Source organism: Actinoplanes palleronii (assembly GCF_016862315.1).
Taxonomy (GTDB): Bacteria; Actinomycetota; Actinomycetes; order Mycobacteriales; family Micromonosporaceae; genus Actinoplanes; species Actinoplanes palleronii.
In genome coordinates this window covers 18820-39944 of record NZ_BOMS01000017.1, presented here as the reverse complement: position 1 = coordinate 39944, position 21125 = coordinate 18820, and the positions used below count along the sequence as shown (strand labels likewise).

The 21125-nt window shown below is 72.1% G+C and carries 19 protein-coding genes; 15 read left to right on the top strand and 4 right to left on the bottom strand.

Annotation, left to right across the window (positions count from 1 at the left end):
• Positions 1-47: 47 nt before the first annotated feature.
• Both Apa02nite_RS06710 and mshB read right to left on the bottom strand, forming a co-directional pair.
• Entirely contained in the window at positions 48-533 is a 486-nt protein-coding gene (locus Apa02nite_RS06710; RefSeq protein ID WP_239164161.1) for a hypothetical protein, read from the bottom strand.
• Positions 530-1426, bottom strand: coding sequence for an N-acetyl-1-D-myo-inositol-2-amino-2-deoxy-alpha-D-glucopyranoside deacetylase (mshB, locus tag Apa02nite_RS06705; protein WP_198171073.1), 897 nt, complete (start codon positions 1424-1426; stop codon positions 530-532). The genes Apa02nite_RS06710 and mshB overlap by 4 nt, the downstream gene beginning before the upstream one ends.
• A gap of 180 nt (positions 1427-1606) precedes the next feature.
• Between mshB and Apa02nite_RS06700 the strand changes: the two genes are divergently transcribed.
• The 8 genes from Apa02nite_RS06700 to Apa02nite_RS06665 all read left to right on the top strand — a co-directional run bounded on the left by Apa02nite_RS06700 (position 1607) and on the right by Apa02nite_RS06665 (position 11885).
• Positions 1607-3364 carry a S9 family peptidase gene (locus tag Apa02nite_RS06700; RefSeq protein WP_373872852.1) on the top strand — a complete coding sequence of 586 codons (1758 nt, stop codon included), beginning with the start codon at positions 1607-1609 and terminating at the stop codon, positions 3362-3364.
• Between the two features lie 65 nt (positions 3365-3429).
• Positions 3430-3984 carry a Uma2 family endonuclease gene (locus Apa02nite_RS06695; RefSeq protein ID WP_203824283.1) on the top strand — a complete coding sequence of 185 codons (555 nt, stop codon included), beginning with the start codon at positions 3430-3432 and terminating at the stop codon, positions 3982-3984.
• A 42-nt stretch (positions 3985-4026) separates the two neighbouring features.
• The gene (locus tag Apa02nite_RS06690; protein WP_203824282.1) at positions 4027-5454 is read left to right on the top strand and encodes a TldD/PmbA family protein; all 1428 of its coding nucleotides are present in this window, start codon (positions 4027-4029) and stop codon (positions 5452-5454) included.
• Positions 5451-6884 carry a TldD/PmbA family protein gene (locus Apa02nite_RS06685; protein WP_203824281.1) on the top strand — a complete coding sequence of 478 codons (1434 nt, stop codon included), beginning with the start codon at positions 5451-5453 and terminating at the stop codon, positions 6882-6884. Before Apa02nite_RS06690 ends, Apa02nite_RS06685 begins: the two co-directional genes overlap by 4 nt.
• A gap of 205 nt (positions 6885-7089) precedes the next feature.
• Positions 7090-7875, top strand: a complete 786-nt coding sequence (gene sdhC, locus Apa02nite_RS06680; RefSeq protein WP_203824280.1) for a succinate dehydrogenase subunit SdhC — start codon at positions 7090-7092, stop codon at positions 7873-7875.
• Between the two features lie 11 nt (positions 7876-7886).
• The gene (locus tag Apa02nite_RS06675) at positions 7887-9773 is read left to right on the top strand and encodes a fumarate reductase/succinate dehydrogenase flavoprotein subunit (RefSeq protein WP_067698150.1); all 1887 of its coding nucleotides are present in this window, start codon (positions 7887-7889) and stop codon (positions 9771-9773) included.
• Positions 9770-10738 (top strand): succinate dehydrogenase/fumarate reductase iron-sulfur subunit, encoded by a 969-nt coding sequence (locus tag Apa02nite_RS06670; RefSeq protein WP_203824279.1) that lies wholly within the window; start codon positions 9770-9772, stop codon positions 10736-10738. Before Apa02nite_RS06675 ends, Apa02nite_RS06670 begins: the two co-directional genes overlap by 4 nt.
• Before the next feature lie 427 nt (positions 10739-11165).
• On the top strand, positions 11166-11885 hold the full coding sequence (locus Apa02nite_RS06665) for a GNAT family N-acetyltransferase (RefSeq protein WP_203824278.1): 720 nt from the start codon (positions 11166-11168) through the stop codon (positions 11883-11885).
• An 822-nt stretch (positions 11886-12707) separates the two neighbouring features.
• On the opposite strand, the gene Apa02nite_RS06660 is transcribed toward Apa02nite_RS06665, so the two are convergent.
• Both Apa02nite_RS06660 and Apa02nite_RS06655 read right to left on the bottom strand, forming a co-directional pair.
• Complete coding sequence (locus Apa02nite_RS06660) at positions 12708-13238, bottom strand: GNAT family N-acetyltransferase (protein ID WP_239164160.1); 531 nt, start codon at positions 13236-13238, stop codon at positions 12708-12710.
• Between the two features lies 1 nt (position 13239).
• Positions 13240-14079: a TetR/AcrR family transcriptional regulator gene (locus Apa02nite_RS06655; RefSeq protein WP_203824277.1), complete on the bottom strand. Its 840-nt coding sequence runs from the start codon at positions 14077-14079 to the stop codon at positions 13240-13242.
• 86 nt (positions 14080-14165) lie between these two features.
• On the opposite strand from Apa02nite_RS06655, the gene Apa02nite_RS06650 reads away from it, so the two are divergent.
• The 7 genes from Apa02nite_RS06650 to Apa02nite_RS06620 all read left to right on the top strand — a co-directional run bounded on the left by Apa02nite_RS06650 (position 14166) and on the right by Apa02nite_RS06620 (position 21117).
• Complete coding sequence (locus Apa02nite_RS06650) at positions 14166-15662, top strand: MFS transporter (protein WP_203824276.1); 1497 nt, start codon at positions 14166-14168, stop codon at positions 15660-15662.
• Positions 15659-16285, top strand: a complete 627-nt coding sequence (locus tag Apa02nite_RS06645) for an alpha-ketoglutarate-dependent dioxygenase AlkB (RefSeq protein WP_203824275.1) — start codon at positions 15659-15661, stop codon at positions 16283-16285. The genes Apa02nite_RS06650 and Apa02nite_RS06645 overlap by 4 nt, the downstream gene beginning before the upstream one ends.
• Before the next feature lie 261 nt (positions 16286-16546).
• Positions 16547-17245 carry an ABC transporter ATP-binding protein gene (locus tag Apa02nite_RS06640; protein ID WP_239164159.1) on the top strand — a complete coding sequence of 233 codons (699 nt, stop codon included), beginning with the start codon at positions 16547-16549 and terminating at the stop codon, positions 17243-17245.
• A complete protein-coding gene (locus Apa02nite_RS06635) occupies positions 17242-17967 on the top strand; it encodes an ABC transporter ATP-binding protein (RefSeq protein WP_203824273.1) in 726 nt (241 codons plus the stop codon). Before Apa02nite_RS06640 ends, Apa02nite_RS06635 begins: the two co-directional genes overlap by 4 nt.
• Before the next feature lie 11 nt (positions 17968-17978).
• Positions 17979-18857 (top strand): branched-chain amino acid ABC transporter permease, encoded by an 879-nt coding sequence (locus Apa02nite_RS06630; protein WP_203824272.1) that lies wholly within the window; start codon positions 17979-17981, stop codon positions 18855-18857.
• Entirely contained in the window at positions 18854-19861 is a 1008-nt protein-coding gene (locus tag Apa02nite_RS06625) for a branched-chain amino acid ABC transporter permease (protein ID WP_203824271.1), read from the top strand. The genes Apa02nite_RS06630 and Apa02nite_RS06625 overlap by 4 nt, the downstream gene beginning before the upstream one ends.
• Positions 19861-21117: an ABC transporter substrate-binding protein gene (locus Apa02nite_RS06620; RefSeq protein WP_067698168.1), complete on the top strand. Its 1257-nt coding sequence runs from the start codon at positions 19861-19863 to the stop codon at positions 21115-21117. The genes Apa02nite_RS06625 and Apa02nite_RS06620 overlap by 1 nt, the downstream gene beginning before the upstream one ends.
• Positions 21118-21125 lie beyond the last annotated feature (8 nt).

Here is a 21125-nt window from a genome sequence, read left to right as displayed (position 1 = left end):
ATGGTGCGCGGGAGTTCCTAGAGGCGGGCTGAGAGTCGTCTGAGAAATCAGCCCTGCTTGATCGGCTTCATGATCATTTTGTACGCGTAGAACGCGAACGACAGGCTGCCGGCCAGGATCATCACCAGCGCCACCCAGTTGTCGCCGCCGAGCAGATAGTCGCCCTCGGCGGTCCGGGTGCCGGCCGCGCCCAGCATCAGCAGGGTCCAGAGCGCCCACGGCACGCCGATCCCCCAGCTGCGCCCGATCGTGGTGACCGCCAGCCAGGCCAGCCCCAGGTTGGCGCCGACGGTGAGCGGGACGGCCAGGCCGGTCAGCGCGCCGCCGCCGGTCCAGATCGCGGCGTCACCGTGGAACAGCCCGGTCACGCCGCCCACCCGCAGCACGCTCAGCTCGACCTCGAGCAGCGTGGTGACCACCGTGGCGACCACGCTGATCAGCACGCCGGCGGAGCGCAGCGCGACGTCCCAGACCGGCCGGCCGGCGGCGGGGGTGGCCTCGACCTGCTGCCCGGGCGCCTCCGACACGGTCATGACCCGTCCAGGTCCAGACCGGCGAACAGGTCGGTCTCCCACTTGTGCGGGCCCTCGCCCGGGCCGCGCTCGCCCTTGACCAGCGTGTAGTACTCCACGCCCATGAACTCGCCGCCGAAGTCGCCGGCCATGCCGTAGAGCCAGGAGTTGTCCGGGATCTGGCTGGCGTGCGCGCGCATCGCCGCGGTCTTCTTCGCGTGGTGGTCGGTGCCGTCCATGCGGGCCGCGATCTCGTCGTCCGGCGTGCCGAACGGCATCTCGTCGACGCTCTCCACGTCGGCGAACGGGTTGTTCTCCGACTCCTTGAACGCCTCCATGCCGTCGCGCAGCACGCTCAGCGGCATCGCGGTCCAGTAGATCTTCTCCGGGGCGTCCGGGCCGGCCAGCTCGGCGGCGCGCATCGCGACCCGGTGCGCCTGGATGTGGTCCGGGTGACCGTAGAAGCCGTTCGCGTCATAGGTGATCATCACCTGCGGGCGCAGCTCGCGCATGATCTCGACCAGGTGCGCGGCGGCCTCGTCCAGGTCGGCGCCCCAGAAGGCGCGCGGGTGCTGGTTGGTGGGCAGGCCCATCATGCCGGAGTCGCGGTAGCGCCCCGGGCCGCCGAGCATGCGGTGATCGGTGACGCCCAGCGCGGCACAGGCGCGCTCCCACTCGACGAGGCGGTACCCCCCGAGCTGGTCGGCCTCGGCCGCGGCGAGCTGCGACAGCGCCGGGACGTGGATCTCACCCTCCTCGCCGAGGGTGCAGGTCACCAGCGTCACGTGGGCGCCGGTCGAGACGTAGTGCGCCATGGTCGCGCCGGTCCCGATGACCTCGTCGTCGGGGTGGGCGTGCACCAGCAGCAGGCGGCGGGCGGGCAGCGAATCGGAAGCGGTCCGGTCGAGCGTCACGGCCGATACTGTACGCGCGACCACCGACCGGTTCGCCCGACGAGCCCACGGTTTACCCCGCGAGGGCACACCTTGATCAGCGATGCTGAGGTCGTGGACTACCCCGGACTCGCCGGGCGCACCGGCGGCTTCCGCCACGGCGCCCCGCACGCCGTCAAGGTCGGCGCCGACGGAGCGCGGGTGACCTTCCTGCGCTCGTCCGGCCCGGCCGACCCGGAGGCCGGCCTCTGGCTGCTCGACCTGGCCGGCGGCGGCGAACGGCTCGTCGCGCCGGGGCCGATCGAGGCGTACGCGATGGACCGGGACGCCCGGACCGCGGCCTTCACCCGCGGCGGCGAGCTGTTCCGCGCCGACCTGACCACCGGAGTGGTCACCGCGATCGCGACCGCCGGGCCGGTGTCCGACCCGCGGCCCGACCCGCTGGGTGTCCGGATCGGATACGTCACCGACGCCGGCGGGTCGGCGACCCTGCGGGTCAGCGGCCCGGACGGCGACCGGCTGCTGGCCGGCGAGCCCGGATACGCCTGGCGCGAGCGCGGCGGCAGCATCGCCTGGGGTGTGCCCGGCGCCACCGCGGGCGACTTCGGCCGGACCCGGGGCTGGTGGTGGGCCCCGGACGGCGGCCAGGTGCTGGCCGTCCGGAGCGCCGCGGCGACCAGCCTGCACCTGCTCGACCTGACCGACGGCTGGGTGGACGTGCACTGGGACCGGGAGACGTATCCGCACCTGGCGCAGGTGCGCTGGGACGGCGGCGGGCCACTGATCACCGTGCTGCGCCGGATGCAGCAGCACGGCCTGGTGCTCTCGGTCGACCCGCGCACCGGGGAGAGCCAGGTGCACGCGGAGCTCGCCGACGCCCGCTGGGTGGAGCCGATCCCGGGGACGCCGCGGCACCTGCCGGACGGGCGGGTGCTGGTCGGCGGGGAGCTGGCACACGACGGGTTCGACGCGCGGTGCCTGTTCGCCGACGGCAGCCTGCTCACCCCGCCCGGCCTCTACGTACGCCGGGTGGCCGGCACGCTGCCCCGCCCGGGCGGCGCGGCCGGGGCACCCGACCTGATCGTCGAGGGCAGCCTCGGTGATCCGGCACTGCGCGAGATCTTCCGGGTGCGTACCTCGCTGGGCGGGGGCGGGCCCGAGGTGACCCGGCTGGCCGGGGCCGCCGACGAGCTCGCCACCGGCGGGGACGTGCTGGTCGCCGGGGTGCGGGTGTGGCGCGGGGACCGGCCGGCCGGGACGCTGCGGTCGGTGGCGGCGGCGCTGCCGTACGCGCCGGCGCCGGTGCTGGAACGGGTCACCGACCGGCGGCTGCCGGCCGCCGTGCTCTATCCGTCCGGGTTCGTCGGCGGCGGCCTGCCGGTCCTGGTCGCGCTCGGCGACGGGCCGGGGCATCAGCAGGTGCGGGCTGACCCGGCCGCCTGGCAGGAGCGGCAGTGGTGGGCCGACGCCGGGTTCGCCGTGGTCAGCGTGGATTCCCGGGGCACGCCCGGCGTCGCGCCGAGCTTCGAGAAGGCGGTGCACCGGCGGCTCGCCGACCTCACCCTGACCGACCTGGTGGACGCGCTGCGGGCGCTCACCGGCAAACACCCCGACCTGGACCTGACCCGGGTCGTGGTGCGCGGGCGGCGGCTGGGCGGCTGGCTGGCCGCGCTCGCGGTGCTGCGCCGGCCGGAGATCTTCCGGTGTGCGGTGGCCCGGGAACCGGTGCTGGACTGGGCCGACCTGCCCCGGGCGACGGCCGAGCGGTATCTCGGCGACCCGGCGGACTCGGCGCACGTGTACCGCAACCATCGGCTGGGCGAGGCGGTGGCGGAGTCGTCCGGGCACGGGCCGGTGCTGCTGGTCGGCGCGGAGCTGCCAGGACTGTCCTCGGTGCCGGCCGTGTCGCTCGACGAGGAGCTGGCCTTCCTGCGGGACGCCGGATCGCCCGAAAGGTAGTCACCGGACAGGCTGTCACGGGACTAGAATGCGGGTGAGCCGGCTTCCGACTGCCCGGAGGTGCCATGACATCCGCCCTCTTCCCCGCCGCCCGTCCCCTGACCGAGTCCGAGTTCCTGGCCCTCGGCGAGACGCCCGAGCGCGTCGAGCTCTTCGACGGCGGCCTGCACGTGACAGTGGCGCCCGGCGTCCTGCACCAGCACGTGACCGGCGAGCTGAAACTCGCGCTGCACCGCGGTGCGGGGCAGGCCGGTCACCACGTGCTCGGCGCGGTCAACGTCCGGCTCCGGCCCGGTCGCATCACCGTCCCCGACCTGGTCGTCACGACCGGGCTCGACTTCGGCGAGCTCGTCGTCGACTCGGCGGCGGTGCGCCTGGTCGGCGAGGTCCTCTCACCGGCGAGCGCCACGATCGACCGGGTCCTCAAGGCCCACTACTACGCGGCGGCCGGCATCCCCTGGTACCTGCTGGCCGAACCGGACACCGGCACGCTGTGGCTGCACACTCTCACCGGCGGCCGGTACACCGAGTACGCGAGCGCCGAACCCGGCGAGTTGCTGCGGCTGACCGACCCGGTGGCCGTGACGATCGACCCGGCGGAGTTGCTGCCGCCTGGGTGAGGCGGATGAAAATTGTCGCCCGGTCCGCCTAGGGTCAGGAGCATGAGCCACTTCGATGAGGCGGGCGCGGCGGTGCAGGCCGCGCTCGACGCCGGGGCCCGCTATGCGGACGCCCGCGTCATGGTCTGCCGCACCGAGTCGATGACGGCACGCAACGGCGCCGTCGAGGATCTCGGCTCCGACGAGAGTGCCGGCCTGGGCGTGCGCGCCCTGGTCGGTTCGAGTTGGGGCTTCTACGCCGTCCCGGATCTGTCCGAACCCTCCGCGCGCGCGGCCGGGCGCCGCGCCGCGCAGATCGCCGCGGCCAGCGCCCAGGTGGCCGGTCCCCCGGTCGAGCTGGTGCCGTCCGCGCCGGTGGTGGCGAGCTGGGCCAGCGACTGCAAGGTCGACCCGCTGTCGGTGCCGCTCTCCGACAAGGGTGACCTGCTGGTCCGGGCGACCACGGTGGCCAAGGAGGCGGGCGCCGACCTGGCACAGGCGCACTACGCGGTCTGGGACACCCACAAGTGGTTCGTCTCCAGCGAGGGCCACCGCATCGACCAGCACATCCGGGAGTGCGGCGGCGGGGTGACCGCCACCGCGATCGGCGAGGGCGAGGTCCAGCGCCGCTCACTGCCCGGGCAGTACGGCACCCGCGGCTGGGAGCTGGTCGACGAGCTCGACCTGGTCGGCAACGCGGCGCAGATGGCTGAACAGGCGCGGGCGCTGCTCACCGCGCCGCTCTGCCCGGCCGGCGAGACCTCGCTGATCCTCGGCGGCTCGCAGCTCGCCCTGCAGATCCACGAGTCGGTCGGGCACGCCATCGAGCTGGACCGGATCCTCGGCTGGGAGGCCGCGTTCGCCGGCACCAGCTGGCTCGACCTGAGCAAGCTCGGCGCCCTGCGGTACGGCTCGGACCTGATGAACATCACGATCGACCCGACCTTCCCGGGCGCGCTGGGCAGCTTCGGGTTCGACGACGAGGGCACCCCGGCGGTCAAGCGGCACGCGGTCAAGGACGGCATCTGGGTCGGCGTGCTGGCCGGGCGGGACTCGGCAGCGGTCGCCGGGCTGGACTACGCCGGCAGCGTGCGCTCCGACGGCTGGTCCCGGCTGCCGATGGTACGGATGACGAACGTCGGGCTGGAGCCCGGCCCGCACACCCTCGACGAGATCATCGCGGCCACCGACGACGGGGTGTTCATGGACGTCAACCGGTCCTGGTCGATCGACGACCGGCGGCTGAACTTCCAGTTCGGCTGCGAGATCGGGTACGAGGTCAAGAACGGGAAGCGGGGCCGGATGCTGCGCAACCCGACCTACACCGGGATCGGCCCGAAGTTCTGGGCGTCGATGGACATGCTCTCCTCCGAGACGATCGCCTGGGGCACGCCGAACTGCGGGAAGGGCCAGCCCGGCCAGGTCGGGCACACCGGGCATCCGGCCGCGCCGGCCCGGTTCACCAACGTCCGGGTAGGGGTCCAGGGATGAGCGCCGAGTTGCAGATCGCGGCGAAGATGATCGAGCTGGTCCGCGAGCTGGCCGGCCGGTCCGCCGAGGCCGAGGTGACGGTCCGGCACGACGCGCTGGCGCTGACCCGGTTCGCCAACTCGGCGATCCACCAGAACATGGCCGAGGCCACCACCGGCGTACGCCTGCGGTTGCACCTGGACGGGCGGACCGCGAGCGGCTCGAGCACCCTGACCGGAGCGGACGGGCTGCGCTCGCTGGTCGAGCGGACCATCGCGGCGGCCCGGGTCACCCCGCCCGACCCGTCCTGGGCCGGCCTCACCCGGCCCGCGGCGCTGCACATCTCGGCCGGTCACCCGGGCTCCGGCGAGCGTTCCGGGCTGGAGTTCGGCTTCGACGAGGCGACCGCCCGGGCCACACCGGGCGAGCGGGCCGAGCGGGTCCGCGCGTTCGTCGACGCGGCCGAGGGCCTGGAGACGGCCGGGTACTGCCGGACCGGGTACGTCTCGGCCGCCTTCGCGAACACCGCGGGCCAGGCCGTCGAGGGCCGGACCGCGGAGGCCGCGATGGACGGCATCGCCCGCACCGGCGGCGCGGACGGCGTGGCGCGGCTGGCCACCTCCCGGCTCGCCGAGCTGGACGGCGCGGTGCTGGGCGCCCGCGCGGCGGTCAAGGCGCGGGCCGCGGCCGAGCCCGCCGAGCTGCCACCGGGGCACTACGAGGTGGTGCTCGAGCCGACCGCGGTCGCCGACCTGCTGCAGAACTTCGCGGTGTTCGGCTTCAACGGCAAGTCGTGGGCGCAGAAGCAGTCGTTCGCCGAGCTCGGCGCGGAGCAGTTCGACCCGTCGATCACCATCGTCGACGACCCGCTGGGCAGCCGGGGCGAGCCGGCGCCCGGCCTGCCGTTCGACGACGAGGGCACTCCGGCGCGCTCGCTGGTGCTGGTCCGTGAGGGGGTCACCCGGGCGGTGACACACGACCGGACGTCCGCGGCCGAGACCGGCGCCGAGTCGACCGGGCACGGGTCGTCGACGTCCCGGTCGTGGGGGCCGTTCGCGTCGCACCTGCGGCTGGAGGCGGGCCCGGTGTCGTCGCCGGGTGGCGCGGCCGGGTCGCCGGTGATCGCCGAGTCGGCGCGCCCGCTGGTCGCCCGGATGCGCCGGGGGCTGCTGGTCACCGACCTCTGGTACACCCGGGTGCTGGACCCGAAGACGCTCGTGGTGACCGGCCTGACCCGCAACGGGGTGTGGCTGGTGGAGGACGGGGAGATCGTCCGGCCGGTGAGCAACCTGCGGTTCACCCAGTCGTACCCGCAGGCGCTCAGCCCGGGCCGGGTGCTCGGGATCGGCGCCGAGTCGGTGCTGCTGCCCGACTCGTGGAGCCGCGGACGGTACGCCGCGCCGGCCCTGCACCTGGCGTCCTGGAACATCACCGGGAACGCTTCCGGATAGATCTATTAGCGTATCGGCGATCGTCACTGCGGGCCGGGATGATGCTTTTGTGAACCACATGGCATCCCCGGCCCGCAATCTGTCGGACCGTCGGCGTAACGTGTGCCACACATCACCGTCGCGCGAGGACGGCTGAGCGCGGGGCACCACTGTGTCCGCTACCGGTCGGCCCCGCGCACCTGACGCGGCACCGGCAGGGGGATGCATGACGACGGCAACGAGGCCGGGCGTGCGGGCACGCGCGGCGATCACGGCACGGACACTCAGGACCGATCGGTGGTGGCTGGCGCCACTGATCACGTTTCTCGGGCTGACCGCCTGGGTGACGTATGCGACGGTCCGGGTCTTCATGCACAAGTGGTTCTACGTGGAGGCCTACCACTACCTGACGCCGTTCTACTCGCCCTGTCTCACCGACCGTTGCGGCGACGCCGCCGAGTTCGGCACTCCCCTGCCGAATTTCTGGCTCATCCCGGAGGCGTCGCTCACCCTGCCGTTCCTGCTGCTCTTCCGGCTGACGTGCTACTACTACCGGAAGGCCTACTACCGGGCGTTCTGGCTGTCGCCGCCGGCCTGCGCGGTGCCCGACCGGCACGAGAAGTACTCCGGCGAGACCCGGTTCCCGCTGGTCTTCCAGAACGCACACCGGTACGCGTTCTACGCCGCCGCGATCATCTCGGTGATCAACACCTGGGACGCGATCCGCGCGCAGGCCACCGGCCTCGGACTCGGCAACGTGATCCTCTGGGTCAACGTGATCATGCTCTGGGCGTACACGCTGTCCTGCCACTCCTGCCGGCACATCGCCGGCGGCCGGCTCAAGCACTTCTCGAAACACCCGGTGCGTTACCGCTTCTGGACGTTCGTGTCGAAGCTGAACACCCGGCACATGCTGCTGGCCTGGGTCACCCTCGGCACCCTCGCGCTGACCGATTTCTACATCATGGCGCTCTCCGCCGACTGGATCTCCGACCTGCGGCTCATCGGTTAGGGGACGAGACGATGACGACAACTCCCACCCGCCACCTGTACGACGTCGTGGTGATCGGAGCCGGCGGGGCCGGGCTGCGCGCCGCGATCGAGGCCCGGCTGGCCGGCAAGAAGACCGCGATCATCTCCAAGTCGCTGTTCGGCAAGGCGCACACCGTGATGGCCGAGGGCGGCGCGGCCGCCGCGATGGGCAACGCGAACAGCCGGGACAACTGGATGGTGCACTTCCGGGACACCATGCGCGGCGGCAAGTTCCTGAACAACTTCCGGATGGCCGAGCTGCACGCCAAGGAGGCACCGGAACGCATCTGGGAGCTGGAGACGTACGGGGCGCTCTTCGACCGGACGAAAGACGGCAAGATCTCCCAGCGCAACTTCGGCGGCCACGAGTACCCCCGGCTCGCCCACGTCGGCGACCGGACCGGCCTGGAGCTGATCCGCACCCTGCAGCAGAAGATCGTCTCGCTGCAGCAGGAGGACTTCGCCGCGACCGGCAGCTACGACGCGCGGATCCGGGTGTTCCAGGAGACCACGATCACCGAGCTGATGCTCGACGGCGACCGGGTGGCCGGCGCGTTCGGCTACGACCGCGAGTCCGGCGACCTGCTGCTCTTCGAGGCGCCCGCGGTGGTGCTCGCCACCGGTGGTGTCGGCCGCAGCTACAAGGTCACCTCGAACTCCTGGGAGTACACCGGCGACGGCCACGCGCTCGCCCTGCGCGCCGGCGCCACGCTGATCAACATGGAGTTCCTGCAGTTCCACCCGACCGGCATGGTCTGGCCGCCGAGCGTGAAGGGCATCCTGGTCACCGAGTCGGTCCGGGGCGACGGCGGGGTGCTGCGCAACTCCGAGGGCAAACGCTTCATGTTCGAGTACGTCCCCGACGTCTTCCGCAAGCAGTACGCGGAGACCGAGGAGGAGGCCGACCGCTGGTACACCGACCCGGACGACAACCGCCGCCCGCCCGAGCTGCTGCCCCGCGACGAGGTGGCCCGGGCGATCAACAGCGAGGTCAAGGCGGGCCGGGGCAGCCCGGCCGGCGGCGTCTTCCTGGACATCTCCACCCGGCTGCCGGCCGAGCAGATCATCCGGCGGCTCCCGTCGATGCACCACCAGTTCAAGGAGCTGGCCGACGTCGACATCACCAAGGAGCCGATGGAGGTCGGCCCGACCTGCCACTACGTGATGGGCGGGGTCGAGGTCGACCCGGATTCCGGCGCCGCGTTCGGCTCGGTGCAGGGCCTGTTCGCCGCCGGTGAGGTGTCCGGCGGCATGCACGGCTCCAACCGGCTGGGCGGCAACTCCCTCTCCGACCTGCTGGTCTTCGGCAAGCGAGCCGGGGAGCACGCGGCGGCGTATCTCGACGCGTTGCCCTCGCGCCCCAAGGTGTCCCGGGTGGACGTGGCCGCGGCGACCGAGGTGGCCCTCGCGCCGCTGGCCCGCGCCGACGGGGAGAACCCGTACACGTTGCAGCAGGACCTGCAGGCGGTGATGGGCGACCTGGTCGGCATCATCCGCCGGGAGGGCGAGCTCAGCGACGCCCTGAAACGCCTGCACGAGATCCGGCTGCGGGTGGCGACCGTCGCGGTCGGCGGCGGCCGGCGCTACAACCCGGGCTGGCACCTGGCCCTCGACCTGCGCAACATGCTCGTCGTCTCGGAGTGCACGGCGAAGGCCGCGCTGGAGCGGGAGGAGTCCCGCGGCGGGCACACCCGGGAGGACTTCCCGAAGATGTCCCCGCAGTGGCGCCGGGTCAACCTGGTCTGCTCGCTCGACGAGGGCGGCCAGGTGCACCTGGAACGCAAGCCGGTTCCGGCCATGCGGCCCGAGCTGTTCGACCTCTTCGAGCGCAGTGAGCTGGCGAAATACCTGACCGACGAGGAGCTGGGGGAAGAGTGAAACGCCACTTTCGCGTCTGGCGGGGCGACTCGTCCGGCGGAGACCTGGAGGACTTCGACGTCGAGGTCAACGAGGGCGAGGTGGTCCTCGACGTGATCCACCGGTTGCAGGCCACCCAGACACCCGACCTGGCCTGCCGGTGGAACTGCAAGGCCGGCAAGTGCGGCTCCTGTTCCATGGAGATCAACGGCATGCCCCGGCTGGGCTGCATGACCCGGATGTCCACGTTCACCGCGGACGAGACGGTCACGATCACCCCGCTGCGGACGTTCCCGGTGATCCGCGACCTGGTCACCGACGTCTCCTTCAACTACGAGAAGGCCCGCGAGACCCCGGCGTTCGCGCCGCCGGCCGGCGTCGCCCCCGGTGAGTACCGGATGCAGCAGGTCGACGTGGAACGCAGCCAGGAGTTCCGCAAGTGCATCGAGTGCTTCCTCTGCCAGAACACCTGCCATGTGGTCCGCGACCACGAGGAGAACAAGGAGGCGTTCGCCGGCCCGCGCTTCTTCATCCGCGCCGCCGAGCTGGACATGCACCCGCTGGACGCCCGCACCGACCGCAAGCAGCACGCCCAGCAGGGCCAGGGCCTCGGCTTCTGCAACATCACCAAGTGCTGCACCGAGGTCTGCCCGGAACACATCAAGATCACTGACAACGCCATCATCCCGATGAAGGAGCGCGTCGTCGACCGCCGCTACGACCCCCTGGTCCGCCTCGGCCGCAAGATCTTCCGCCGCGACCAGCTCGAGGCCGCCGGCGAGTCCGTCCCGCGCGCCACCCCGGCCACCGCCGAGACCCCCTCCGGCCGCCGCCTGCCGGAGAGCCCGGCCCTCGGCCCGGACGGCCGCCTCGACATCGCCGAACTCTCCGCGCCGATCCAGGGCGGCCCGTCCCCGTTCGGCGAGGACATCACCTTCCCCCTCCCTCCGGAACGCGTCACCTACCACCACCCCGACCCCTCATAACCCCTTTCTTGTACGAAACGGGAGTCCCGCCCGCAGGCTACGAGCCGAGTCCCGCCCGTGAGGCCGCCGCGACACCGCGCCCCACCGGACCGCCACGCGCCCCCAGACCCCGGCTGGCTCTCAGGGGTGCCTCCGCATCGCGGAGGCACCCCTGAGGCCCAGCCCACCCCGCAACCGCGCGGCGGCCTGAACCCACCACTCACCACACGCCACCCGCGCGCGACCCGATGCCACCCGCGCGTGGCCCGACGCCGTCCACGCATGGTCCGACGCCGTCCACGCATGCCCGACGCCGTCCACGGACTCCGGCTGGGCCCCAGGGGTGTCTCGGGCCGTCGGAGACACCGCTGAGGGCCAGCCGGGCGCCTGGCGGCGCGCGGCGGCCTGGGTCGTCGGTGGCGGGGCGCGGGCGTTTTAGAGTCGGGGGATGCCGTCTCTTGTCACGCCTGCGCTGACCGCTGGGAGTTTGTCCGGGCTGGTGCAGCCGGAGATCAAGGGCGAGGGTGTGCTGCTGCGGCCGTGGCAGGAGGGTGACCGGGACACGGTGGTCGCCGGGTTCGCCGATCCGGCGATTCAGCGGTGGCACTGCCGCACCATGAGCGAGGACGAGGCCACCGCCTGGATCCTCGGCTGGCCCCGGCGCTGGCATGACAAGACCGATGCCGGATGGGCCATCGTGGACTGTGGCGGGCCGCTCGGTGAGCGGGCCGGTGGTGGTGGAGCGCTCGGTGAGCCGGCCGGTGGTGGTGGAGCGCTCGGTGAGCCGGCCGGTGGCGGTGAGGCGCTCGGTGAGCCGGCCAGTGGCGATGGGGCGCTCGGTGAGCCGGCCGGTGCCGGTGCGGTGGTGGGGCAGGTCGGGTTGCGGCGGATTGATCTGGCGGAAGGGCTGGCTTCGATCTCCTACTGGGTACTGCCGGGGTTTCGCGGGCAGCGGTTCGCGCCGCGGGCACTGGGGGCGCTGACCACCTGGGCCTTCGATGTCCTGGGGCTGCACCGGCTGGAGCTGAGCCACTCGACCGCGAACGGGGCGTCGTGCCGGGTCGCGGTCCAGGCCGGATACCTCGCCGAGGGGATCAAGCGCAGCGAGGCCCGCCACGCGGACGGCTGGCACGACATGCACCAGCACGCCCGCATCAGCACCGACTGACCGGACCGGCCGCACGGCGCCGTCGCGTTGCCGTCCGGCTGGTGCTCACGGCCGCTTCCCGGCCCGGATGACGACTCCCAGCGCCAGCCGAGCCGCTCCCCCATTTTGATCTCGGTGGGCCCTGCGGCTTCGGAGTGGTGTCCGATGTGTTCGGGCAGGTGGGTGGGTGTGTCGATTGTGGGCCGGGATGGTCGGTCGCTCGGTGTTGCTGCGGCGGTCGGCGTGGGTGGTCGATGCCAGCGGGGCGGTGGAAGTCCGCGCTCAGTGTTGAAGGGGCGGCTGGGGTCCGCGTTCGGCGCCGGCGGGGCGGTGGACGTCCGCGCTCGGCATTGAAGGGACGGCAGGGGTCCGCGTTCGGCGCCGGCGGGGCGGCGGACGTCCGCGCTCGGTGTTGGAGGGGCGGCTGGGGTCCGCGCTCGGTGCTGAAGGGGCGGCAAGGGTCCGCGCTCGGTACTGAAGGGGCGGCAAGGGTCCGCGCTCGGCACCGGCGGGGCGGTGGGAGTCCGCGTTCGGTGTTGGAGGGGCGGCTGGGGTCCGCGGTGGGTCGGGTTCGGGGGCGGTGGCGGTCCGCGGTCGGGTGGTGCGTGCGGCTACCGCCCCCAGGTGGGCGGCAGGCGCACGCGATCTGGCTGTGCGGACTCTCACCGCCCTACCGAGGAGCTACCGGCACGTCAACTCGAGCTACGTGGCATTGGAGCCGCTTCGGCTGGTGCTGGCGGTCCCCTCAAGGGCCTTGAGAGGACCGCCAGCACCAGCCGGGTCTCGCGCTGACCAGCGACCGTGAGCACCGGCTGGGGGCTCGGGTCGTGGCGGCTTGGGTGGTCAGTGGAGGGTGGCTGGCGGGGTGGGGTCGGGGGTGAGGAAGCGCTGGGTGATGGCGATGTCGTGCCAGGTGTCGTGTTTCCAGCCGATGCGGCGGTGGATGCCTACCGGTTCGAAGCCGAACGCGGTGTGCAGGCCCAGGGCGGCGTCGTTCGGGAGGGTGGTCTTGGCGACGGCGACCCGGTAACCGCGGGTGACCAGCCTGGGGAGCAGGACGTCGTAGAGGGCGCGGCCGGCACCGGTGCGGCGGCGGTCTTGCTCCAGATAGACGCTGACCTCGCAGGACCAGCGGTAGGCGGCGCGGGTGGCGAACGGGCCGGCATACGCGTAACCGATCACGCCGGATCCGTCCTCGGCGACCAGCCACGCGTGGGTGGCGGCCGAGGCGGCGATCCGGGCGGCCATCTCGGCCGGGGTGGGCGGCTCGGTCTCGAAGGAGACCGCGGTGTCCAGCACATACGGCCGGTAGATGGCGGCGCAGGCCTCCGCGTCGGCGGCGGTGGCATCCCGGACGGTCAGCGGCACGGGCATCTCAGGCGGCTCCCTGGTCGAGGTCGGGTCGCTGCTCGCGACCGGGCCGCGGGGCGGCACCCGGCCGCTGGACGGGATCGGGCTGCTGGGCCGGGTCGGGATGGTGGGGCGGGTTGGGATGGTGGGTCAGCCAGTGGGACAGGCCGTCGAGGAGGCGGTCCAGGCCGAAGGTGAAGGCGTCGTCGAGCAGGCGGTCGGGGTCGGGACCGCCGACGCCGTTCTCCCGCAGCCAGCGCTCGACGTGCGGATAGGTGCCCGCCGTTCGCTCGATCGCCGGCAGGACCGACTCGGCGACGCCGGCGAGCGTGGAGCCGGCCCGGCGGGCGGCGGCGGTCATGGCCGCCTCGGTGGTCGCCGCGCCGATCGCGTGGGAGTGCAGGAGCGACCCCGCGTACGAAATCTGCAGTCCCTGGAAACCCGCGGCGGTGAACAGCGCCACGGTCCGGTCCCCCATCCGCATCGCGTTGGGTCCGACGGTGGGACGGGCGCCGAGCTGGCCGATCACCCAGGGGTGCCGGAGCAGGGCCGCGCGCATGCCGTTGGCCAGGATCGACGCGCCGATCCGCCAGCCGGTGTCGCCGGGCTCGGGCACGTAGATCTCGCCGAGCACCTCGTCGACGGCGAGTTCGAGAAGTTCGTCCTTGTTGGTGACGTACCAGTACGCCGACGTCGTGCCGGAGCCGAGCTTGGTGCCGAGGCGACGCATGCTCAGGCCGGCCGCGCCCTCGGTGTCGAGCAGCTCGATCGCGGCGCGGACGATCTGCGCACGGCTCAGCGCGGGCTGGTCACCGCGGGTGGTGCGCGGCGGGCGGGTCCACACCGAGTCCGGGAGGTCGGGCATCTCCCCATCATAATGATCGTCGTACACCGTTCGATCGACTGGTACGTTGTACTAGACCTCGAACACCGTACGAGAAAGGTCTGTCGATGCCCGAGCGCGACCCCCGACGCTGGCTGATCCTCGGCGTGCTGTGCCTGAGCATGCTCGTGGTCGTCGTCGACAACATGGTGCTGAACATCGCGATCCCGGCCCTGATCCGCGACCTCGGGGCGAGCACCGCCGAGATCCAGTGGATCATCGACGCCTACATCCTGGTCTTCGCCGGGCTGCTGCTCACCGCGGGCGCGCTCTCCGACCGGCACGGGCGGCGTCGCGGGCTGGTGATCGGCCTGGTGCTGTTCGGCGGCGCGTCGCTGCTGGCCACGCTGAGCCAGACGGCCGGTCACCTGATCGCGACCCGCGGCCTGATGGGCGTCGGCGCGGCGTTCCTGATGCCCGGCACCCTGTCCATCCTCACCACGGTCTTCGACGACGCGGAGCGCAAGAAGGCGATCGCGATCTGGGGCTCGGTGCTGATGGTCGGTGCGCTCGGCGGGCCCAGCCTGGGCGGGCTGCTGCTGGAACACTTCTGGTGGGGCTCGGTCTTCCTGATGAACATCCCGATCGCCGCGCTCGGCGTGCTGGCCGCACTGGTGATCATCCCGGAGTCGCGCGGCCCGGCCGGGCGACCCGACCCGGTCGGCGCACTGACCTCGACGATCGGGATGACCGCCCTGGTCTGGGCGGTCATCTCGGCACCGGCCACGGGCTGGGGCTCGGCCCGGACGCTGGGCGGGATCGCGATCGCCGCCGTCGCGCTGACCGGCTTCGCGCTCTGGGAACGGCACACCGACGAGCCGATGCTGCCGCTCGCGCTGTTCCGCGATCGGAACTTCGCCGGGGCCAGCCTCTCGCTCGTGCTGCTCTCCTTCTCGGCCGGCGGGGTGATGCTCGCGCTCACCCAGTACGTGCAGTTCGTGCTCGGGTACCCGCCGCTGCGGGCCGGCTTCGCGTTCGTCCCGATGATCATCAGTGGACTGATCTTCAACGGGGTCGGCGTGGTGGTGGACAAGCGGTTCGGCGCCCGGGTGGCGCTGGTGCTCGGGCTACTGCTGATGGGCGGCGGGTTCGGGGTGCTGGCCTCGCTCGGGCCGGACGACGGCTACCCGACCCTGGCGTTCGCGCTCGTGGTGATCGGGGCGGGCAGCGGCATCGCGACACCGGCCGCGGTCGGGACGCTGCTCGGGGCGCTGCCGAAGGAGCGGGCCGGTGTCGGCTCGGCGGTGAACGACACGGTGCAGCAGATCGGGGCGGCGCTGTCGGTGGCGGTGCTGGGCAGTGTGCTGACCACGGCGTACCGGGCGGCGATGCCCGGCGGCGCGCCGGCGGCGGCACGGGACTCGATCGGGGACGCGCTGCGGCTCGGTGATCCGGCGCTGGCCCGGGTCGCGCGGGACGCGTTCGTCGACGCGATCGCCACCACCTCGTGGGTCGGCGTGGTGGGCGGGGTGGCGGCCGCGATCGTGGCGGCCGCGGTGCTCCGGCCGGTCGCACCCACCGGCACCGGAGAGCCGTCGAACGTCAGTACTAACATGGCGGCATGAGCAGCGCCTATCAGCCTTCGATGCTCGACCTGATGTCCTCGGCGACCCTCGAGCCGCTGTCCGGGGCGACCCGGCACCGGCTCACCGCCGGGGCCTGGGTCGACGTGCTGCCCGGCTGGCTGCACGGGTCCGACGCGGTGTTCGCGGCGCTGCTCGAGATCGACTGGCGGGCCGAGCGGCGGCAGATGTACGACGACGTGGTCGACGTGCCCCGGCTGCTGCGGTGGTTCCGCGAGGAGGAGACCCTGCCGCACCCGTCGCTGACCGAGGCCCGCGCGGCGCTGAACGCGCACTACGCCGACGAGCTGGGCGAGGAGTTCACCACCGCCGGGATGTGCCTCTACCGGGACGGGCGGGACAGCGTCGCCTGGCACGGTGACACCATCGGGCGGTCGGCCACCGAGGACACCATGGTCGCGATCGTGTCGGTGGGGTCGCCGCGCAACCTGCTGCTGCGGCCGCGGGCGGGCGGGCACGAGACGCTGCGGTTCCCGCTGGGCCACGGGGATCTGATCGTGATGGGCGGCTCCTGCCAGCGGACCTGGGAGCACGCGGTGCCGAAGACGGCGCGGGCCGTCGGGCCCCGGGTGAGTGTGCAATTCCGGCCACGAGGCGTGGCCTGACGACCGTCGGACGACCCCAGACGCCGCCGAGTGACCCGGGATACACCCGGGCACGGCGGCGTTTTTGCTGACCACACCGGGTACGCGACGCGCCGGGTCGCGGCAGGTAACGGGGATGTTGCAAGTAGTTGACGATCCCGATCAGAAAGTTACACTCCTAGTGTAAATAGTTGACCATCACTCTCCACTGTGGATTTTTGCTGTCCGGACGAGGTGGCCATGTCGACGGAAAACACTGCTCACGAGCTTGCTCTCGACCATATGACGGTTCGCTTCGGCGGGCTGACCGCGCTCGACGACGTCTCCCTGCGGGTGCCCTCCGGGCGGATCGTCGGGGTGATCGGGCCGAACGGCGCCGGCAAGACCACGCTCTTCAACGTCATCTGCGGATTCGTCACCCCGGCGGCCGGGGAGATCACCCTGGACGGGCGGGCCTGGCGACCCCGGCCGCACCAGCTGAACCGGCTCGGCATCGCCCGCACGCTGCAGGGGGTCGGCCAGTTCGGCGGGCTCACCGTGCTGGAGAACGTGCAGGTCGGCGCGCGCGGGCACCGCTCGAAAGGCGAAAAGGCGAGCCGGGAGCGGCAGTCCGAGAAGGACGCTCTCGAAGCCCTGGACAAGTGCGGTGTCGCGGACTACGCCCACCGGCTCCCGGGTGCGCTGCCCTACGCGACCCGGAAACGGGTCGAGCTGGCCCGGGCCCTCGCCTCCCGGCCACGGATCCTGATGCTCGACGAGCCGGCCGGCGGGCTGGACCCCGAGGAGATCCGCTGGCTGGCCGAGCTGATCAAGGGGGCGGGCACCACCGTCCTGCTCGTCGAGCACCACATGGACCTGGTCATGTCGGTCTGCGACGAGATCCTGGTCCTCGACTTCGGCAAACCGATCGCGCTCGGCACCCCGGCCGAGATCAGCGCCGACGACAAGGTCACCGAGGCCTATCTGGGGGCGGCGGCATGACCGGCGCGGGAGCGCTGCTCGAGGTGGACGGGCTGACCGCCGGGTACGGCGCGGCGCCGGTCCTGCACGACGTCCGGCTCAGCGTGCCGTCCGGCGCGATCATCGCGGTGCTCGGCGCGAACGGCGCCGGCAAGACCACCCTGCTGCGCACCCTGTCCGGCCTGCTCCGGGCGGCGCGCGGCAGCGTGGTCTTCGACGGCGAGGACCTGCGCGGGGTCAAGGTGGAGCACCTGGTCCGCCGCGGGATCGCGCACGTGCCGGAGGGCCGCGGGGTGGTCACCGAGCTGACCGTCGACGAGAACCTGCGGCTCGGCGGGTTGTGGCGGCGCGACCGCCTCGACGCGGCGCGCGCCCTGGACGAGGTCTACGACCTCTTTCCGGCGCTGGCACAACGGCGTGCCAGCGCCGGTCACCAGCTCTCCGGCGGTGAACGGCAGATGCTCGCGCTGGGCCGGGCCCTGATCGGCCGGCCCCGGCTGCTGCTGCTCGACGAGCCGTCGCTGGGTCTGGCGCCCCGGATCACCGCCCAGATCATGGCGCTGCTGCGGGACCTGCGGGAACGTACCGGCCTGACCGTGCTGCTGGTCGAGCAGAACGTGCGCAGCGCACTGTCCATCGCGGACGAGGGCGTGGTGCTGTCGCTGGGCCGGGTGGTCACCCGCAACAACGCGGCGGAACTGCGCGACGACGCCGACCTGCGCCACGCCTACCTCGGCTTCTGACCGGAGGAACCATGGACAGATTCGTCTACCTGACTTTTGACGGGCTGAGCCGGGGCGCGGTCTACGCCGCGTTCGCGCTGGCCCTGGTGCTGATCTGGCGGGCCGCCCGGATCGTCAACTTCGCACAGGGCGCCATGGCGGTGGCCGCCGTCTACGTGGCCTACTCGGTCACCGACGCGACCGGGTCGTACTGGCTGGGGTTCGTCGCGGCGATCGTGTTCGGGCTGCTGCTCGGGGTGGCGGTGGAGAAGACCGTGATGCGGTTCGTCGACCACTCGTCGCCGCTCAACGGGGTGGTGGTCGCGCTCGGCCTGGTCCTGATCGTGCAGGGGGTGCTCGGCATCCTGTTCGGCAACGAGTACCGGCCGATCGAGACCCCGTTCCGGCGGGACGCCTTCGAGGTCGGCGGGATCGCGCTGCTCAGCCGGTACGACGTGTTCGTCTTCGCCGCGGTGGGCGCCGTGGTCGTCGCGCTCACGCTGCTGTTCACCCGTACGGCGGTGGGGCTGCGGATGCGGGCCGCCGCGTTCGCCCCCGACGTGTCCCGGCTGCTCGGTGTGCCGGTCGGCGGGATGCTGACGCTGGGCTGGGCGCTCGCCGCCGCGGTCGGGTCGCTGGCCGGGATGCTCGTGGTGCCGACCGAGCTGGGGCTGCACCCGACCGCGATGGACGTGGTGTTCGTGTCCGCGTTCACCGCCGCCGTGGTGGGCGGGCTGGACAGTCCGATCGGCGCGGTCACCGGTGGCCTGGTCGTCGGCCTGCTGCTCTCCTACGTCAGCGGCTACCTGGGCGCCACTGTCGCGCCGATGGCGGTGCTGTTCCTGCTCGTCGCGGTGCTGCTGGGCCGGCCGGGTGGTCTCTTCTCCCATTCGAAAGCGAGGCTGGCATGACCGACCTGCGGGAGAAGAGCGTGGCTCCGGTCGTACCGGAAAAGGTCGGCCGGAAGAGGCGGATCCCGCCGGCGGTGGCAATTCTGCTCGGCGCGGCCCTGATCCTGATCTTGACCTATACGTTGCCGCCGTTCCGGAACTATCAGCTGGCCACGGTCGGCGCCTACTTCACCGTGACCGCCGGGCTGACCGTCCTGACCGGACTGAACGGCCAGCTGTCGCTCGGGCACGGCGCGCTGATGGCGACCGGCGCCTACACGTTCGCGCTGACCCAGAACCGGTGGCTGTCGATGCCGCTGAGCGTGCTGGCCGCGATCGTCGTCACGACGCTGGCGGGCGTGGTGATCGGGCTGGCCGCGGCCCGGCTGCGCGGGCCCTACCTGGCCGGGCTCACGCTCGCGGTGGCGGTCGTGGTGCCGTCGGTGACCAGCACGTTCGACACCACGTTCAACAGCGACATGGGTCTGTCGATCGCGCTGGACCCGCCGCCCGGGACGATCCCGATGGAACGCTGGCAGGCCTGGCTCTGCTGGGCCGGCGCGCTGGTCACCGCGTTCCTGCTGGCCACGCTGACCCGGGGCCGGTTCGGGCGGGACATCCGCGCGGTGCGCGACGACGAGACCGCGGCACGCCTGGCCGGGGTGCACGTGGCGCGGACCCAGGTGCTGGCGTTCGTGGTCAGCGCGGCCTGCGCGGGTCTGGCCGGCGCGCTGTTCGCGGTGCTGGCGCAGAGCGTCTCGCCCGGCGCGTTCCCGCTGACCCTGTCGCTGTTCCTGGTGATGGCGATCGTGATCGGCGGCCTGGGCCGGCTGGTCGGCGCGCTGCTCGGCGCGCTGCTGCTGGTCCTGCTGCCGGCGCTGGCACAGACCGCCGGGGAACGCTCCGGCTCGCAACACCTGGAGGGGAACCTCGCCCTGGTGATCTTCGGCGTGGTGCTCGTCGTCGTCATGCTCGCCGCCCCCGGCGGCCTGGCATCCATCAGATTCACTCTCAGGAGGAAATGATGAAACGCACCACGGCGTCCTTGCTCGCCGTCCTCTTGCTGGCCGGAGCGTGTGACAGCTCCGGCGGCGGATCCTCGTCCAGCGACGTACCCGGCGTGACCGACACCGAGATCACCGTCGGCACGCACATGCCGCTGACCGGACCGGCCGCGGCCGGCTACTCCAAGATCGCGCCGGCCACCAAGGCCTACTTCGACTTCGTCAACGCGGCCGGCGGGATCAACGGCCGGAAGATCACGTACAAGGTCAAGGACGACGGCTACAACCCGGCGACCACCCAGCAGGTGGTGCGGGAGCTGGTGCTGCAGGACAAGGTCTTCGCGATCCTGAACGGCCTGGGCACCCCGACGCACTCCGGCGTGCTCGACTTCCTCAAGACCAACAAGGTGCCGGACCTCTTCGTGGCCAGCGGCAGCCGCAGCTGGAACCAGCCGGACAAGTATCCGGGCACGTTCGGCTTCAACCCGGACTACACCGTCGAAGGCAAGATCCTCGGCACCCACGTCAAGGACACCTACACCGGCAAGAAGATCTGCTTCCTCGGCCAGGACGACGACTTCGGGAAGGACAGCCTGGCCGGCATCGAGAAGGTCGTCGGCGCGGTGGCGGCCAAGCAGACGTACGTGACCAGCAACCCGAACGTCGGACCGCAGATGGGCGCGCTCAAGGCCGCGGCCTGCGAGGTCGTCGTGCTGGCCACCGTGCCGGGCTTCACCGCGCTGTCGATCGGCACCGCCGCGAAGATCGGCTTCAAGCCGCAGTTCGTGGTCAGCAACGTGGGCTCCGACCCGGCCACCGTCGGCAAGGCGCTGGGACAGGCCGCGCCGCTGCTGGAGGGTGTGGTGTCGGCGAACTACCTGCCGCTCAACACCGACGACTCCAGCCCGTGGATCCAGCTCTTCAAGAAGGTCAACGACCAGTACAACGCGGGCGCCGAATTCGACAACAACATCGTCTACGGGATGTCGGTGGGATACCTGTTCGTGCAGTCGCTGCAGGCCGCGGGCAAGGACCTGACCCGCGACGGGATCATCGCGGCGGTGCAGAAGAACGGCTTCCAGGGCCCGGGTCTGGTGCCGCTGCGCTTCTCCGACAAGGATCATTCCGGGTACGGCGGGCAGCAGCTCACCAAGGTCGAGGGCGGCAAGGCGGTGTTCATCGGCCAGGCCTACACGACCGACGACGGTGACGGGGCGGTGCAGCCGTACACCGGCCAGGCCGTGACACCGCCGCAGAACGGCATCCCCACGGCGTAATATCCGCA